This is a genomic window from Streptomyces bohaiensis, from assembly GCF_012033785.1.
In the GTDB taxonomy this organism is placed as follows: Bacteria; Actinomycetota; Actinomycetes; order Streptomycetales; family Streptomycetaceae; genus Streptomyces; species Streptomyces bohaiensis.
The window spans coordinates 19,209-33,770 of sequence record NZ_JAAVJC010000001.1 but is presented as its reverse complement, the minus strand read 5'-3'; the positions used below and the strand labels follow the sequence as shown (position 1 = coordinate 33,770).

Below are 14,562 nucleotides of genomic sequence, written 5' to 3'. Positions count from 1 at the left end.
CCGAACGAAGGGACCCCACACCTATGGGCCACACGGCCACCGACCAACCCGCCGCGGCCGGGCGGGAGAACACCGCCACGCCGCCGACGGTGACCGAGCACCGGCTCGCCAACGGTCTCCGGGTGGTCCTCTCCGAGGACCACCAGACCCCGGTCGCCGCGGTCTGCCTCTGGTACGACGTCGGCTCCCGCCACGAGGTCCCCGGCCGCACCGGCCTCGCGCACCTCTTCGAGCACCTGATGTTCCAGGGGTCGGCGCAGGTCCCCGGCAACGGGCACTTCGAACTGGTGCAGTCCGCGGGCGGTTCCCTGAACGGCACCACGAGCTTCGAGCGCACCAACTACTTCGAGACCATGCCCGCCCACGAGCTGGAGCTCGCGCTCTGGCTGGAGGCGGACCGCATGGGGACGCTGCTGACGGCGCTGGACGACGAGTCCATGGAGAACCAGCGCGACGTCGTCAAGAACGAGCGGCGCCAGCGGTACGACAACGTGCCCTACGGCACCGCCTTCGAGCGGCTGACCGCCATGGTCTACCCCGACGGCCACCCGTACCACCACACGCCGATCGGCTCCATGGCCGACCTGGACGCGGCCTCGCTGGAGGACGCCCGCGCGTTCTTCCGCACCTACTACGCTCCGGGCAACGCCGTCCTCTCGGTCGTCGGCGACATCGACACCGAGCGGACGCTGGCCTGGATCGAGAAGTACTTCGGTTCGATCCCCGCCCACGACGGCAAGCAGCCGCCCCGCGACGGGGCCCTGCCCGACGTCATCGGCGCGGACCTCCGCGAGGTCGTCGAGGAGGACGTCCCCTCCCGCGCGCTGGTCGCCGCCTACCGGCTGCCGCACGACGGCACCCGGGAAGCCGACGCCGCCGATGTGGCGCTCACCGTCCTCGGCGGCGGGGAGTCCTCCCGCCTCTACAACCGCCTGGTCCGCCGCGACGGCACCGCGGTCACCGCGGGCTTCGGCATGATGCGGCTGGCGGGCGCCCCGTCCTTCGCGTTCCTGGACGTCAAGGCCTCCGGCGACGCCGAGATCCCCGCGATCGAGGCGGCCGTCGCCGAGGAGCTGGCCCGGTTCGCCGAGGAAGGGCCGACCGAGCGCGAGATGGAGCGTGCCCAGGCGCAGTTGGAGCGCGAGTGGCTGGACCGGCTCTCCACCACCGCCGGCCGCGCCGACGAGTTCTGCCGGTACGCCGTTCTCTTCGGGGACCCGAAGCTGGCCCTGACCGCCGTGGACCGGCTGTTGGAGGTCACGGCCGAGGAGGTGCGGCAGATCGCCGCGGCCCGGCTGCGGTCCGACAACCGTGCCGCGCTGGTGTACGAGCCCACCGGCGGCGCGGACGGTGCCGAGGCCGGCGACGACGCGAAGGAGCAGCTGTGACCGACGCCCTCACCCCCGCCATGGACCTCCACCCCCGCCCGGTCGGCGGGGAGCCCGTGCCGTGGGCCTTCCCCGCGCCGGAGCGCTCCGAACTGCCCAACGGCCTGCGGCTGCTGCGGATCGACCGGCCGGGGCAGCAGGTCATCGCGGTCGAGGTGTGCCTGCCGGTGCCGCTGACGGCGGAGCCCGAGCACCTGGAGGGCATCGCCGCCCTGATGGCCCGTGCGCTGGGCGAGGGGACGGAGAACCACCCCGCCGAGGAGTTCGCCGCCGAGCTGGAGCGCTGCGGTGCCAACCTGGACGCGCACGCCGACCATGACTCGATCCGGGTCTCGCTGGAGGTGCCCGCCTCGCGGTTGGAGCGCGGCCTCGAACTCCTCGCCGAGTCCCTGGCGTCGCCCGCCCTCGCCGACGCGGAGGTGGAACGGCTGGTCCGGAACCGGCTCGACGAGATTCCGCACGAACTGGCCAGTCCGGGCCGCCGGGCCGCGATGGCCCTCTCCGCGGAGCTGTTCCCGGCGAACTCCCGGCTCTCCCGCCCCCGCCAGGGCTCGGCGGAGTCCGTCGCCCGGATCGACCCCGCCGCCGTCCGCGCCTACTACGACGCCTGGATCCACCCGACCGGTGGCTCCGTCGTGGTGGTCGGGGACCTCACCGGCGTCGACCTCGAGGCCCTGCTGGCCGACACCCTGGGCCGATGGACGGGCGAGGCGGCGGCCGCCGCCCCGCTGCCGCCGGTGGTCGCGGACGACACCGGCCGGGTGGTGATCGTCGACCGCCCGGGCTCGGTGCAGACGCAGGTGCTGATCGGCCGGGTCGGTCCCGACCGCCACGACTCGGTGTGGCCGGCCCAGACGCTCGGGGTGTACTGCCTCGGCGGTACGCTCACCTCCCGGATCGACCGGGTGCTGCGCGAGGAGAAGGGCTACACCTACGGCATGCGGGCGTTCGCCCAGGTGCTGCGGTCCTCGGCGGCCGGTGACGGTGCGGCGATGCTCGCCATCAGCGGCTCCGTCGCCACGGACGTCACCGGCCCGGCGATGGCCGATCTCTGGCAGGTACTGCGTACCCTTGCGGAGTCGGGGCTGACCGACGACGAGAGGGATGTCGCGGTCCGCAACCTGGTCGGTGTGGCGCCGCTGCGGTTCGAGACCGCGGCGGCGGTGGCGTCCACCGTCGCCGACCAGGTCGACCAGCAGCTGCCGGACGACTTCCAGGCGCAGCTGTACGCGCGGCTCGCGGAGACCGGGACCGTGGAGGCTACAGCCGCCGCGGTGAACGCGTTCCCCGCGGACCGTCTGGTCACGGTCCTGGTCGGTGACGCCGACCAGATCGCCGGACCGATGAAGGAGCTGGGTATCGGCGAGGTCACGGTGGTGACGGCCTGACGGCCGGTCACCAACGAAGGCACCGATACGCCCCCGGGCCCCCTCCGTGTCTCGTCCGGTCAACGCGCGGGCCCGGGGGTCGGCCTCCTCCGACGGGGAGCGGGGGCCGGCGCCGCTGCCGGCCGCTGAACGGAACCAGCCGTTCCGCGTCCGTGCCGCGGGCTGCCGCGCCGCTGCGCCCGGGCGCTTCGGGGCGTCCGCCGCGCCCTGCCGCCGGGGCGGCGCGCCCCTTTCGCGCCCCGTGGGGTCACGAGTCCGAAAAGAACGTGGTCGCAGGGCGGCCCGGTCGGAATTCCCGAATGAATGTCATACAGTTCGGGAGTGACTCGGCGGTAATTGCTGCGCCGGGACGTCCCGGCCATGGGGGTTGTTGATGCGGATTTCGGCGCAGTCGGTGTGTGCGGCGATTCGCGACGACATCGTCGCGGGCGCTCTGCCGCGGGGGGCGAGATTGGCGGAGGAGCAGCTCGCCCAGCGCTACGGCGTGTCCCGCGTGCCCGTCCGCGAGGCGCTGCGGACGCTGGAGTCCGAGGGGTTCGTCGTCTCCCGTCGGCACGCCGGGGCCTGCGTGGCCCGGCCCGACGATCGCGAGGCGGCCGACCTGCTGGACATCCGCGCCCTGCTGGAACCCCTGGGCGCCGCCCGGGCGGCGCAACGCCGCACCGAGGCCCACCTGAAGGTCATGCGCGGGCTGGTGCGCCTGGGGCGGCAGCGCGCGGAGCAGGGCCAGGACAACGACCTGCGCTCCTTGGGGGAGTGGTTCCACGAGACGGTCGCCCAGGCCACCGGAAGCCCGCCGCTGGCGGCCCTGCTCGTGCAGACCCGGCGGAAGATCGCCTGGCTGCACCCCCTGGACGCGGCCGCGCGCGACGCGGAGACGTGGCAGGAGCGGGGCGCGCTGGTGGACGCGATCGCCCGCGGGGACGCGGAACGGGCGCGCGGCGTGGTGCTGGCCCAGTTGGACCGCGCGCCCGGTCAGGCCGACCGGGGCGGGCTGGAGGCGGCGATGCGGGCCGGTCGGGCACCGGCTCCCAGGAAACCTCCCGTCAACACGGGGCGCGCGCGTTCGTAACGCGCTGGGCCTAGCATTTCGTCGGAGCGCTCATCGGAAAGGGCCGCCCTCATTCCGTTTTTTTTGGCGGCGTCCGGCGCCTCTCGCGAATTCGGGGTGATCCGCGCCGGGTATTCCATGTCCTCCGCCCTCCGACCCTCCGGTGAATGCATTCCCGAGCGGTGTTGAGCCGTCGTCCTCCCCGCCGCAGGGAAGCTTTTCCGGCGCCAGCCCGCTCTCGCCTCCGCTCCGCCTCACCGGCGGTCACCGCGCAGGCCGGTCGGCACGACGGCGGCCGGCCACCGCGGGATGCGCGGGGCCGGCCGCCGTCGTCGATGGCGCGGGTGCCGGGGGTCAGACCGCCTCGGGCAGCTCCTCCAGGCCCTCCGACACCAGCCTCGCCAGCCGGTCCAGTGCCACCTCGGCACCCTCGTCGTTCGAGGCCAGCACCACTTCCTGGCCCGCCTCGGCGCCCAGCCCGAGCACCGCCAGCATCGAGGCGGCGTTCACCGGCGGATTGTCGCCCTTGGCGATGGTCACCGCCGCGCCGGACGCGGTGACGGCGCGCACGAAGACCGAAGCGGGACGGGCGTGCAGGCCCTCGGGCCAGCCGATGGTGACGTGGCGCTCAGCCATGATCTGTGTCCTCCGGTTCGAGTGGGGATCGCGTGTGAGCAGGTCCGCACGCGGGTTCGGGCGATTCGTCCGCTGCCACTCTCGCACGCCGAGCGCGTCCGCCTCCGCCCGGGCGGTCACGCGCCACTGCCTGGCCGCGACGGCGGGCCACGACGGCGAGCCGCCCGGCCGGGTCGCACGGCGGGCGCCCCACCCGCCGTGCGCCGTACGCTGACCCCATGCGCCCGCTCACGGAGCCCGAGAGTCCCGCACCGTCCTACCCGGACCACTGGGAGGCGGACATCGTGCTGCGCGACGGTGGCACCGCCCGGCTGCGCCCCATCACGGCCGACGACGCCGACCGGTTGGTGAGCTTCTTCGAGAGGGTCTCCGAGGAGTCGAAGTACTACCGGTTCTTCGCCCCCTACCCGCGGTTGTCGGCGCGCGACGTGCACCGGTTCACCCACCACGACTTCGTCGACCGGGTCGGGCTCGCGGCGACCGTCGCCGGGGAGTTCATCGCCACGGTCCGCTACGACCGGATCGACGAACGCGGCCGGGCCGCCTCCGGGGACGCCGACCGCGCGGAGGTGGCCTTCCTGGTCGAGGACGCCCACCAGGGCAGGGGCCTCGCCTCGGCCATGCTGGAGCACATCGCCGCATGCGCGCGGGAACGCGGGATCCGCCGGTTCGCCGCGGAGGTCCTCCCGGCCAACAGCAAGATGATCAAGGTCTTCACCGATGCGGGGTACTCGCAGCGCCGCAGCTTCACCGACGGGTCGGTCCACCTCACCCTGGACCTCGAACCGACCGCCGCCTCGCTGGAGGTCATGCAGGCGCGTGAGCAGCGCGCCGAGGCCCGGTCGGTCGGCCGGCTGCTCGCCCCCGGCAGCGTCGCCGTGGTCGGGGTCGGTCGCCGCCCCGGCGGGGCCGGCCGGACGGTCGTGGAGCGGCTCCGCGCCGCCGGCTTCACCGGCACGGTCCACGCCGTCAACAACGCCCTGCCCGAGGAGACCACCGAACTCGGCGGCGCACCGGCCCACCGCCGCATCGCCGACGTCCCCGGCCCGGTCGACCTCGCGGTGCTCGCCGTCCCCGCCGACCAACTCCCCGACGTCGTGGCCGAATGCGGCGAGCACGGAGTACGCGGCCTGGTCGTCCTCGCCACCGAGCACTCCGCGCAGCGCCAGCGGTACCTGGTACAGCTCGCCCGCGCGCACGGCATGCGGCTCATCGGCCCCGGGGCCTTCGGGATCATCAACACCGATCCCGCGGTCCGGTTGAACGCCAGCCTGGGGCCCTACCTGCCCCGCCGGGGCGGCATCGGCCTCTTCACCCAGTCGGCGGCGATCGGGATCGCCGTGCTGGAGGAGCTCGACCAGTGCGGGGCCGGGCTGAGCGACTTCGTCTCGGCGGGCGACCGCGCCGACGTCTCCGGCAACGACCTGCTCCAGCACTGGTACGAGGACGAGCGCACCTCCGTCGCGCTGATGTACCTCGAATCGCTCGGCAACCCACGGAAGTTCACCCGCCTCGCCCGCCGTGCGGCGCTCGCCGGGCGCCCGGTCGTCGTCGTCCGCGGCGGTCGCCACAGCGGGGGCGCCCCACCGCGCGGCCACACCGTCCCCGTCGGACGGACCCCGCACGCCACGGTCTCCGCACTGCTGCGGCAGGCCGGTGTCGTCGAGGCCGACACCGTCACCGACCTCGTCGACACCGGTCTGCTCCTCGCCCGACAGCCGCTGCCCCCCGGCGACCGGGTCGCGGTGGTCGGCAACGCCGAGTCGCTCGGGCTGGTGGCGCACGACGCCTGCCGCGCCCACCACCTGCAGCCCCTGCCCTCCCGCGGCCTCGGGCCGGCCGCCCGCCCCGAGGACTTCCGGGCCGCCGTGGCCGAGGCGCTCGCCGATCCCGGGAGCGACGCCGTCCTGGTCACCGCGATCCCCACCGTCTCCGAGGACACCGCCACCGACGCCACCCGCTCAGGGCGCGCGGAGCACGTGGCGGCGCTCAGTGAGGCACTGCGCGCCGCCGTCGCCGACGCCGCGGTCGGAAAACCGGTCCTCGTCGCCCACCTGGCGCTGGACGGGCTCGCCACCGAACTCGCCACCCACGGCATCCCCGCCTACCCCTCCGCCGAGCGCGCCGTCCGCGCGCTCGCGCAGGCGGCACGCCACGCCGACTGGGTGCGGTCCGCCGGGGACTCCGGCCGGGTCCCGGAGTTCGACGACCTGGACGCCCCGGTGGCCACCGCCGTCCTCAACGCCGCCCTCGTCGGACGTCCCGCCCCCAGCGGCCCCGCCGACGCCGCGTCCGGCGCGGTCGAGCTGCCGGCCGCCGATGCCCAGGCCCTTCTCGGCGCCTACGGCATCTCCGTCGTCCCCACCCTGCCGGCGCCCGACGCGGAGACCGCCCGCACCGCCGCCCGCCGCCTGGGCTACCCCGTGGCGCTGAAGACCACCGCGCCGCACCTGCGGCACCGCCCCGACCTCGGCGGGGTCCGCCTCGGCCTGGCCTCGGAGGAGGAGCTGCTCCGGGCCCACGCAGAACTCGCCGAGCAACTCGGCGACCCGGCGCAGCTGCTGCCCGTGGTCCAGCCCATGACCGCCCGCGGTGTCGACACCGTGGTGCGCGCCAGCACCGACCCGCTCACCGGTGCTGTGCTCTCCTTCGGGCTCGCGGGCCCGGCATCGGAACTCCTCGGGGACGTGGCGCACCGGCTGCTGCCCGTCACCGACCGCGGCGCGCGTGAGCTGATCCGCTCCATCGGCGCCGCACCCATGCTCTTCGGCTGGCGCGGTGCGCAGCCCGTCGACACCGACGCCCTGGAGGAACTGCTCACCCGGCTCGGCCGGCTGCTCGACGACCACCCGCAGATCGCGGCTGTCGAGCTGGAACCGGTGGTGGTCGCCACGCACGGCGTGCACGTGCTGGGCGCCGCTGTCCGTGCCGCGCCGCCCCCGCCCCGCTCCGGCTACGGTCCGCGCCGCCTGCCCGCGTACTGAGGGCCTGCGGGCACCGCGAGCAGCGCACCGCCCCCGCCGTCCGGGGCATGGCGGGCCCGGTGGCCCTTTAGGATGGTGCGCATGGCGAAGACCGGTACCACCACTCAGGGGCTGCGGGCGGCGATCGAGCGCAGTGGTTACTACCCGGCGTTGGTCGCCGACGCCGTCGAGGCCGCCATCGGCCGGGAGGCCGTGGTCTCCTACCTGGTCCACCAGGAGACGACCTTCGACAGCGACGAGGTGCGGCGCCACATCACCGTGCTGGTCCTCACCGGCACGCGGTTCATCGTCAGCCACACCGACGAGCAGCCGGCCGACTCCACCGCGCCCGCCTCCTACGCCTCGACCTCCACGGAGTCGGTGCGCCTGTCGCGCATCTCGTCCGTCGTGGTCAGCCGGGTGGTCGCCGACCCCGAGTCCTACCGGCCCGGGACCCCGCCCCACGAGGTCGTGCTGACCGTCGGCTGGGGCGCGCTCTCCCGGATCGACATGGAGCCGGCGAGCTGCGGCGACCCCAACTGCGAGGCCGATCACGGCTACACCGGTTCCACCACCGCCGACGACCTCTCGCTGCGCATCAGCGAGGCGGGCGACGGCCCAGAGACCGTGCAGCAGACGCTGCGGTTCGCCCAGTCGCTCTCCGAGGCCACGGCGGTGTCCTCCAGGTGAGTCACCACCCCTCGGCGGCGGCGCTGGGATCCTTCGATCCGGTACCGCTGGACCCCAGGGATGCCCCGGTACCGGAGTACGGCTCCGGGTCGCTCTCCGACCTGCTGCCGGCGATCACCGCGGGGTTCGGCATGCCCGCCGGAACCGACCTGGTCCTGCCGCCCGCGGACCGCGTCTGCGTCTTCCTCGTGGACGGGCTCGGCTGGCACGCCCTGCGCGACCACCCGCACCTGGCGCCGTTCCTCACCTCGCTGCTGCCGAGCTCCCGCGCGGGCACCGGCACGCCGTTGACCACGGGTTTCCCCTCCACCACCGCCGCGTCCCTGGCGTCGGTGGGCACCGGACTGCCGCCCGGTCTCCACGGCCTGGCCGGGTACAAGGTGCTCGCCCCCGACTCCGGGGCGCTGATGAACCAGCTCCGCTGGGAGCCGTGGGTGGAACCGCGCAGCTGGCAGCCCCACCCCACGGTCTTCGCCCGTGCCCACGCCGCCGGGGTGCGCACCGCCCACGTCTCCGGGCCGCGGTTCGAGCGGACCCCGCTCACCCAGGTCGCCCTGACGGGCGGCCTGTGGACCGGGCGTGAGGACCCGGAGGCGCGGATGGACGCGGCCGCCGCCCGGCTGGCCGAGGCCGACCGCGCGCTGGTGTACACCTACTACGCCGACCTCGACGGCAACGGCCACCGCTACGGCGTCGACTCGCAGCAGTGGCGCGAGCAGCTGCGGCGCGTCGACAGTCTCGCCCGCCGCCTCGCCGAGCAACTGCCGCCCCGCTCCGCCCTGTACGTCACCGGTGACCACGGAATGGTCGACGTGCCGTTCACGGAGGAGGCGCGGTTCGACTTCGACGAGGACTGGGAACTCGGCGCGGGGGTGGCGCACCTCGGCGGCGAGGGGCGCGCCCGCCACGTCTACGCGGTTCCCGGTGCGGCTGTCGACGTCCACGCCGTCTGGCGTGAGGTGCTCGCCGACACCGCCTACGTCGCGACTCGGGAGGAGGCCGTCTCCCTCGGCTGGTTCGGCCCGCCCGCCATGGTCGAGGCCCGGGTGCTGCCCCGGATCGGGGACGTCGTCGTCGCCATGACCGGGGACGCGGCGGTCGTCGCCACCCGCACCGAGCCCAACGAGTCGGCCCTGGTCGGCATGCACGGGTCGGTGACACCGGCCGAACAGCTCGTCCCGCTCCTGGAGGTACGCACGTGACGGAGCCGATCCATGGCTGAACTCGCCTTCTTCTCCGGCACGATGGACTGCGGCAAGAGCACCCTCGCGCTCCAGATCCAGCACAACCGGTCGGCCCGCGGGCTGGCGGGCCTGATCTTCACCCGCAACGACCGGGCGGGGGAGGGACGGATCTCCTCCCGGCTCGGGCTGGTCAGCGAGGCGGTCGAGGCCGGTGAGGGCTTCGACTTCCACCGGCACCTGGTGCGCCACCTGACCGCCGGCGGCCGGGTCGACTACGTGATCACCGACGAGTCGCAGTTCCTCTCCTCGGAGCAGGTCGACCAACTGGCACGCATCGTCGACGACCTGTCCGTCGACGTCTACGCGTTCGGCATCACCACCGACTTCCGGACCCGGCTCTTCCCCGGGTCGCAGCGGCTCATCGAGCTCGCGGACCGGGTCGAGACGTTGCAGGTCGAGGCGTTGTGCTGGTGCGGTGCCCGCGCCACGCACAACGCACGGACGGTGGACGGCCGCATGGTGGTGGAGGGCGCGCAGGTGGTCATCGGGGACATCGGGCAGGGCCCCGAGGGCGTCAGCGAGACCGGGTACGAGGTGCTCTGCCGACGCCACCACCGCCGCCGGCTCACCGCTGCCTCCGCCGGCACCGGGGGCATCGCCCACGACACGCTGCCGCTCGACGCCGCGGTGCCCGGCCCCCGTCCCTGACGCGGTCGCCACCCCTCGGTGCGTCGGCGCCGGGACACAGCGCGGGCCCGGCACCCCGGTCGTCACGACCGGATGCCGGGCCCGCCGCCCGTGAGGGGCGTCAGCCCTCGGTACGCAGTTGGAGCAGGGCGAACGGCGCGCCCTCGGGGTCCGTCGCCCGGACGAACCGGCCGATGGGCGTCTCGTCCGGCTCTGCCGTCTCGCCGCCCAACTCCCGCACCCGCGCGGCTGCCGCGTCGGCGTCCGGCACCGAGAAGTACACCAGCCAGAACGAGCCGCGGTCGTGCGGCAGCCGGCCGTCGACGCCGCGGATGCCGCACACCGGGCGGTCGCCGAGGTAGAGCGTCAGCCGGTCCGCGCCGGGGACGGTTCGGGCGGTGCGGGCCTCGTAACCGAAGACCATCTGGTAGAACTTGCTCGCCCAGGTGGCGTCCGAGGTGATCAGCTCCGTCCAGACCGGCGCCCCGGGCGACTGCCCGAAGGTGACGCCGCGCCCGGTCTCGGCCAGCTGCCAGATGCCGAAGCCGGCGCCGGCGATGTCCGCGGCGATCGCGGTCCGCCCGTCCTCCGCCGCGTCGAGCGGACCGACCGCGACCGTGCCGCCGCACTCCCGCACCGTGTTGGCCGTCAGGTCGGCATCGAGTGCCGCGACATGGGGCAGCCAGGCCGCGGGCCCGTCCAGCCGTCTGGCCGTGGCGTTGAGCCCGGCCACCGGAACACCGTCGCGCAGCGCGCGAACGTACGGGCCGAGAGTTCCCGGTCCCGGTTCGTACTCCCAGCCGAAGATCTCACCGTAGAACCGCTGCGCGGCCGGAAGATCGTGGGCCATGAGACTCGCCCAGCAGGGCATCCCGGGCCCCGGCCGGGTCGTTGCGTCGGTCATCGTCGCCTCTCCTCGCCAAGCCTGAGGGGCCCCGGCCGCCGTCGTCCACGGAGCCCAAGGCACTCGGTGTCACTCCTGCCCCCGGTGACCCCCGGTAAACGAGTGTGCGGGAGACGCTGTCGCCGGGCGTGCGCCGGACGGCCGACAATGGGCCCATGACAGCCATCATCTCCGCAGCCGACCTCATCAGCGAGCTGGACACGCGGCAGCCGCTCACGCTGCTCGACGTCCGCTGGCAGCTGGGCGGCCCGCCCGGCCGCCCCGTCTACGAGCAGGGCCACATCCCGGGCGCCGTCTACGTCGACCTGGACACGGAGCTGGCAGGACCCTCGGGACCCGCGGGCCGTCACCCCCTGCCCGACCCGGCGGAGTTCGGCGCGGCGATGCGCCGCGCCGGTGTCGACCAGGGGACGCCCGTCGTCACGCTCGACGGCGGCCCCGGCTGGGGGGCGGCCCGTGCCTGGTGGCTGCTGCGGTGGGCCGGACACGGGAACGTGCGGGTCCTGGACGGCGGGATGGCCTCCTGGAGCGGCGAGCTCACCACCGAGGAACCGCACCCCGAACCCGGCGACTTCCACCCCCGGCCCGGCTCGCTGCCCACGCTGGACGCCGAGGCCGCCGCCGAACTCGCCCGCTCCGGCGTGCTGCTCGACGCCCGCGCGGGCGAGCGCTACCGCGGTGAGGTGGAGCCCATCGATCCCGTGGGGGGCCACATCCCCGGCGCGCTGTCCGCACCCACCGCCGGCAACACCGGCGAGGACGGGCTCCTCCGCCCGGCCGCGGAACTCCGCGCGCGCTTCGCCGAACTGGGGGTCACGGAGGGCGCCCCGGCGGGTGTCTACTGCGGTTCGGGCGTCTCCGGCGCCCACCAGGCGCTCGCCCTGGCCGTCGCGGGATACGAGGCCGCTCTCTACCCCGGCTCCTGGAGCGAGTGGACCGCCGACCCCGGCCGCCCCGTGGCCACCGGTCCCCACCCCGGTTGAGAGCCGACCCGCGGACACGACAGCGCGGCGCGACCACAACGGTCGCGCCGCGCCGGTCCCCGGGTCCGTGCGCCCACAACAGCGCGGGCCCGGGGCTACTCGGGTTTGGAACGCCGGGTGCCGAACACGATCTCGTCCCAACTGGGCACCGCGGCCCGCCTCCCCGGCCGCACACCGTCCGCCTCGGCCTGCCGGTCCGTGGTACCCGTCAGCCGGTCGCGGTGGCCCGCCACCGCCCGCGGCATCAGGACGTCGGCATAGGCCGAACCGGCCCCCGCGGCGGGCCGCTCCTCGGCGGGCAGCAGCTCCGCCTCCTCCGACGGGACCACCTCCGCCGCCGGGGCGACGAGATCGCCCCGGAACGAGGGGACCGCCTCCAACAGGCTGGTCAGGGAATCCGGCTCCGCCGGCGCGCTCAATCCGTCCCCCGGCGCGCGGCCGACCCGCTGCCGGGCGCCGTCGCCGTCCCGGGGGAGCCGGGCGATCCGCGGCACGAACGGCGTACTGGGCTCCGGCGGTTCGTCGGTGTCGCCCAGCAGCGAGCGCGCCCCGTCGTCAGCGGCCTGCACCAGCCGTCGCGGGGGGTCGAACGTCCAGGTCGCCGACTGGGGCTCACCGCCGGCCATGAACACCAGCAGCACCTCCCAGGTGCCGTCCTCCCGGCGCCAACTGTCCCAACGCACCGACTCCTTGGCGGCGCCACGGGAGATGAGCCGCTCCGCCACCGCCTCGCCGAGCATCGGACCCGTGGACTCGCCGGGGCGCCGGACCGCCGTCTTGCGGGCGCGTTCCGCCATGAAGGCGCGCTCCGCCAGCACGGGGCCCTCGAACCGTCGGACGCGGTCCACCGGGATGCCGGCGAGATCCGCGACCTCCTCCGCTGTCGCCCCGCCCCGTATGCGCGCCTGGATGTCACGGGGCCGGAGGTTGTTCTCGACCTCGATCTGCCCCAGGCGAGCGCGGTCGTTGCGGACCGCGGCGCGAAGTCTCTCGTCGATCGGGAGTGTGTACTCCGTGTTGTCGGCAGCCTTCAGCACCAGTCGTGTGCCGTCGTTGCTGACGGCCACGACACGCAGTTCGGGCACGTGAACCTCCCGGGTGGTGCCGGCCGACGACTCCCCGTCGCTGCCCCAGTTGGGCGAATGTCTCCTGCCCGGGTGCAGCCTGCCACAACCACTCCGACCCAGCCGGTGTGTCGGGCCGCGCCCACAACCACCGCTGTGACACGGTGGCAACCCGGCCACATGCGGTGACCGGCGCGAACGAGGGCCCGAAACGCTGGTCGGCGGGCCGCAGCCAGGAGTTGACAGACTACTCCATTAGGGCCATCGGAGCGCGGAAGCGAGCCAACGGACTTCACCGCCCCGACGCGAGTTGACACCCCGCCGCATTCCTCGGCGTGTCGCGCCGCGCCCCTGTCCGCCGACCCGCCCGGCCGCGGAGCGCGGCGGTCCGCCGGTCGCCGCCGACGCCGCGCGAGCGGGTGGGAGGATGGCCGGTATGTCGCAGCACCCGACCGACCCCGCCCCCTACGACGCGCTCCTGCTGCTCTCCTTCGGAGGGCCCGAGGGCCCCGACGACGTCGTCCCCTTCCTGGAGAACGTGACCCGGGGACGCGGCATCCCGCGCGAGCGTCTCGAAGAGGTGGGCGAGCACTACTACCTCTTCGACGGTGTGAGCCCCATCAACGAGCAGAACCGCCGGCTGCTCGACGCCATCCGGACCGACCTCGACGACCACGGCGTCGGCCTCCCCGTGTACTGGGGCAACCGGAACTGGCCGCCGTACGTCACCGACACGCTCCGGGAGATCACCGAGGCCGGCCACCGCCGCGTGCTGACCCTCGTCACCTCCGCCTACTCCTCCTACTCCGGCTGCCGCCAGTACCGCGAGGACCTCGCGGCGGCACGCGACACCCTGCTCGCCGAGGGGCTCCGCCCGCCGCGGACCGACAAGCTGCGCGTCTACTACGACCACCCCGGGTTCCTCGACACCATGACCGACGGCGTCCTCGCCGCGCTGGCGGAACTCCCGGCCGAGGTGCGGGACCACGCCCACCTCGCCTTCTGCACCCACTCCATCCCGACCAACGCGGCCGACACCTCGGGCCCGCCCGCCGGCCACGGCGCCGGCGGCGCCTACGTCGCCCAGCACCTGGAGGCGGCGCGCCACATCGCGGAGGCGGTCGCCACCGCCACCGGCACCCGCCACCCGTGGGAACTCGTCTACCAGTCCCGCAGCGGCCCGCCCCACATCCCGTGGCTGGAGCCCGACATCTGCGACCACCTGCGGACGCTCCGCGAGCAGGAGACCCCGGCCGTCGTCATGGTCCCGGTCGGCTTCGTCTCCGACCACATGGAGGTCCGCTACGACCTCGACACCGAGGCCATGGCCGTCGCCGCCGAACTGGGGCTGCCCGCCGTGCGCTCCGCCACCGTCGGCACCGACCCGCGCTTCGTCGCCGCCGTCCGCGACCTCGTGCTGGAGCGCGCCGCGACCGCCCGGGAGGAGCACCCCGTCCGGTGCGCCCTCGGGGAGTCGGGCCCCTGGCACGACGTGTGCCCCGTCGGCTGCTGCCCCGGCAGGACGCCCCGCCCCGCAGCCGCGGGCGCCGACGGCTCCTGAGCCGCTCGCCCCTCACCACCCGACGCCGGACCGGCCCGCCCGCGCCGTCCCCACCGGCCGCCG

12 protein-coding genes are annotated in these 14,562 nt (G+C 74.7%); 9 read left to right on the top strand and 3 right to left on the bottom strand.

Features of this window, described 5'->3' with window-relative positions:
• Positions 1-23 precede the first annotated feature (23 nt).
• From HCN52_RS00185 to HCN52_RS00175, 3 genes are all read left to right on the top strand, one after another.
• Positions 24-1,388, top strand: coding sequence for a M16 family metallopeptidase (locus HCN52_RS00185; protein WP_168086252.1), 1,365 nt, complete (start codon positions 24-26; stop codon positions 1,386-1,388).
• Positions 1,389-1,408: 20 nt separating this feature from the next.
• A complete protein-coding gene (locus tag HCN52_RS00180; RefSeq protein WP_209313994.1) occupies positions 1,409-2,776 on the top strand; it encodes a M16 family metallopeptidase in 1,368 nt (455 codons plus the stop codon).
• Between the two features lie 373 nt (positions 2,777-3,149).
• Positions 3,150-3,848, top strand: coding sequence for a GntR family transcriptional regulator (locus HCN52_RS00175; RefSeq protein ID WP_168086250.1), 699 nt, complete (start codon positions 3,150-3,152; stop codon positions 3,846-3,848).
• Between the two features lie 333 nt (positions 3,849-4,181).
• On the opposite strand, the gene HCN52_RS00170 is transcribed toward HCN52_RS00175, so the two are convergent.
• Complete coding sequence (locus tag HCN52_RS00170; protein ID WP_168086249.1) at positions 4,182-4,463, bottom strand: HPr family phosphocarrier protein; 282 nt, start codon at positions 4,461-4,463, stop codon at positions 4,182-4,184.
• Positions 4,464-4,681: 218 nt separating this feature from the next.
• On the opposite strand from HCN52_RS00170, the gene HCN52_RS00165 reads away from it, so the two are divergent.
• The 4 genes from HCN52_RS00165 to HCN52_RS00150 all read left to right on the top strand — a co-directional run bounded on the left by HCN52_RS00165 (position 4,682) and on the right by HCN52_RS00150 (position 10,008).
• The gene (locus tag HCN52_RS00165; RefSeq protein WP_168086248.1) at positions 4,682-7,447 is read left to right on the top strand and encodes a bifunctional acetate--CoA ligase family protein/GNAT family N-acetyltransferase; all 2,766 of its coding nucleotides are present in this window, start codon (positions 4,682-4,684) and stop codon (positions 7,445-7,447) included.
• Positions 7,448-7,528: 81 nt separating this feature from the next.
• Positions 7,529-8,116: a DUF5998 family protein gene (locus tag HCN52_RS00160; protein WP_168086247.1), complete on the top strand. Its 588-nt coding sequence runs from the start codon at positions 7,529-7,531 to the stop codon at positions 8,114-8,116.
• Positions 8,113-9,318: an alkaline phosphatase family protein gene (locus HCN52_RS00155; protein WP_376767065.1), complete on the top strand. Its 1,206-nt coding sequence runs from the start codon at positions 8,113-8,115 to the stop codon at positions 9,316-9,318. The genes HCN52_RS00160 and HCN52_RS00155 overlap by 4 nt, the downstream gene beginning before the upstream one ends.
• Before the next feature lie 12 nt (positions 9,319-9,330).
• On the top strand, positions 9,331-10,008 hold the full coding sequence (locus tag HCN52_RS00150; RefSeq protein ID WP_168086246.1) for a thymidine kinase: 678 nt from the start codon (positions 9,331-9,333) through the stop codon (positions 10,006-10,008).
• A gap of 100 nt (positions 10,009-10,108) precedes the next feature.
• On the opposite strand, the gene HCN52_RS00145 is transcribed toward HCN52_RS00150, so the two are convergent.
• The gene (locus HCN52_RS00145; RefSeq protein WP_245174747.1) at positions 10,109-10,891 is read right to left on the bottom strand and encodes a VOC family protein; all 783 of its coding nucleotides are present in this window, start codon (positions 10,889-10,891) and stop codon (positions 10,109-10,111) included.
• A gap of 155 nt (positions 10,892-11,046) precedes the next feature.
• On the opposite strand from HCN52_RS00145, the gene HCN52_RS00140 reads away from it, so the two are divergent.
• Positions 11,047-11,874 (top strand): sulfurtransferase, encoded by an 828-nt coding sequence (locus HCN52_RS00140; protein WP_168086245.1) that lies wholly within the window; start codon positions 11,047-11,049, stop codon positions 11,872-11,874.
• A gap of 95 nt (positions 11,875-11,969) precedes the next feature.
• On the opposite strand, the gene sepH is transcribed toward HCN52_RS00140, so the two are convergent.
• Positions 11,970-12,959 (bottom strand): septation protein SepH, encoded by a 990-nt coding sequence (gene sepH, locus HCN52_RS00135; protein ID WP_168086244.1) that lies wholly within the window; start codon positions 12,957-12,959, stop codon positions 11,970-11,972.
• 415 nt (positions 12,960-13,374) lie between these two features.
• Between sepH and HCN52_RS00130 the strand changes: the two genes are divergently transcribed.
• Complete coding sequence (locus HCN52_RS00130) at positions 13,375-14,499, top strand: ferrochelatase (RefSeq protein WP_168086243.1); 1,125 nt, start codon at positions 13,375-13,377, stop codon at positions 14,497-14,499.
• Positions 14,500-14,562: the final 63 nt, after the last annotated feature.

Coding starts and splice junctions, on each gene's coding strand:
- HCN52_RS00150 (WP_168086246.1), top strand. CDS start 9,331: ATGGCTGAACTCGCCTTCTTCTCCGGCACGATGGACTGCGGCAAGAGC.
- HCN52_RS00140 (WP_168086245.1), top strand. CDS start 11,047: ATGACAGCCATCATCTCCGCAGCCGACCTCATCAGCGAGCTGGACACG.
- HCN52_RS00180 (WP_209313994.1), top strand. CDS start 1,409: ATGGACCTCCACCCCCGCCCGGTCGGCGGGGAGCCCGTGCCGTGGGCC.
- HCN52_RS00160 (WP_168086247.1), top strand. CDS start 7,529: ATGGCGAAGACCGGTACCACCACTCAGGGGCTGCGGGCGGCGATCGAG.
- HCN52_RS00145 (WP_245174747.1), bottom strand. CDS start 10,891: ATGACCGACGCAACGACCCGGCCGGGGCCCGGGATGCCCTGCTGGGCG.
- HCN52_RS00185 (WP_168086252.1), top strand. CDS start 24: ATGGGCCACACGGCCACCGACCAACCCGCCGCGGCCGGGCGGGAGAAC.
- HCN52_RS00175 (WP_168086250.1), top strand. CDS start 3,150: ATGCGGATTTCGGCGCAGTCGGTGTGTGCGGCGATTCGCGACGACATC.
- HCN52_RS00130 (WP_168086243.1), top strand. CDS start 13,375: ATGTCGCAGCACCCGACCGACCCCGCCCCCTACGACGCGCTCCTGCTG.
- HCN52_RS00170 (WP_168086249.1), bottom strand. CDS start 4,463: ATGGCTGAGCGCCACGTCACCATCGGCTGGCCCGAGGGCCTGCACGCC.
- HCN52_RS00165 (WP_168086248.1), top strand. CDS start 4,682: ATGCGCCCGCTCACGGAGCCCGAGAGTCCCGCACCGTCCTACCCGGAC.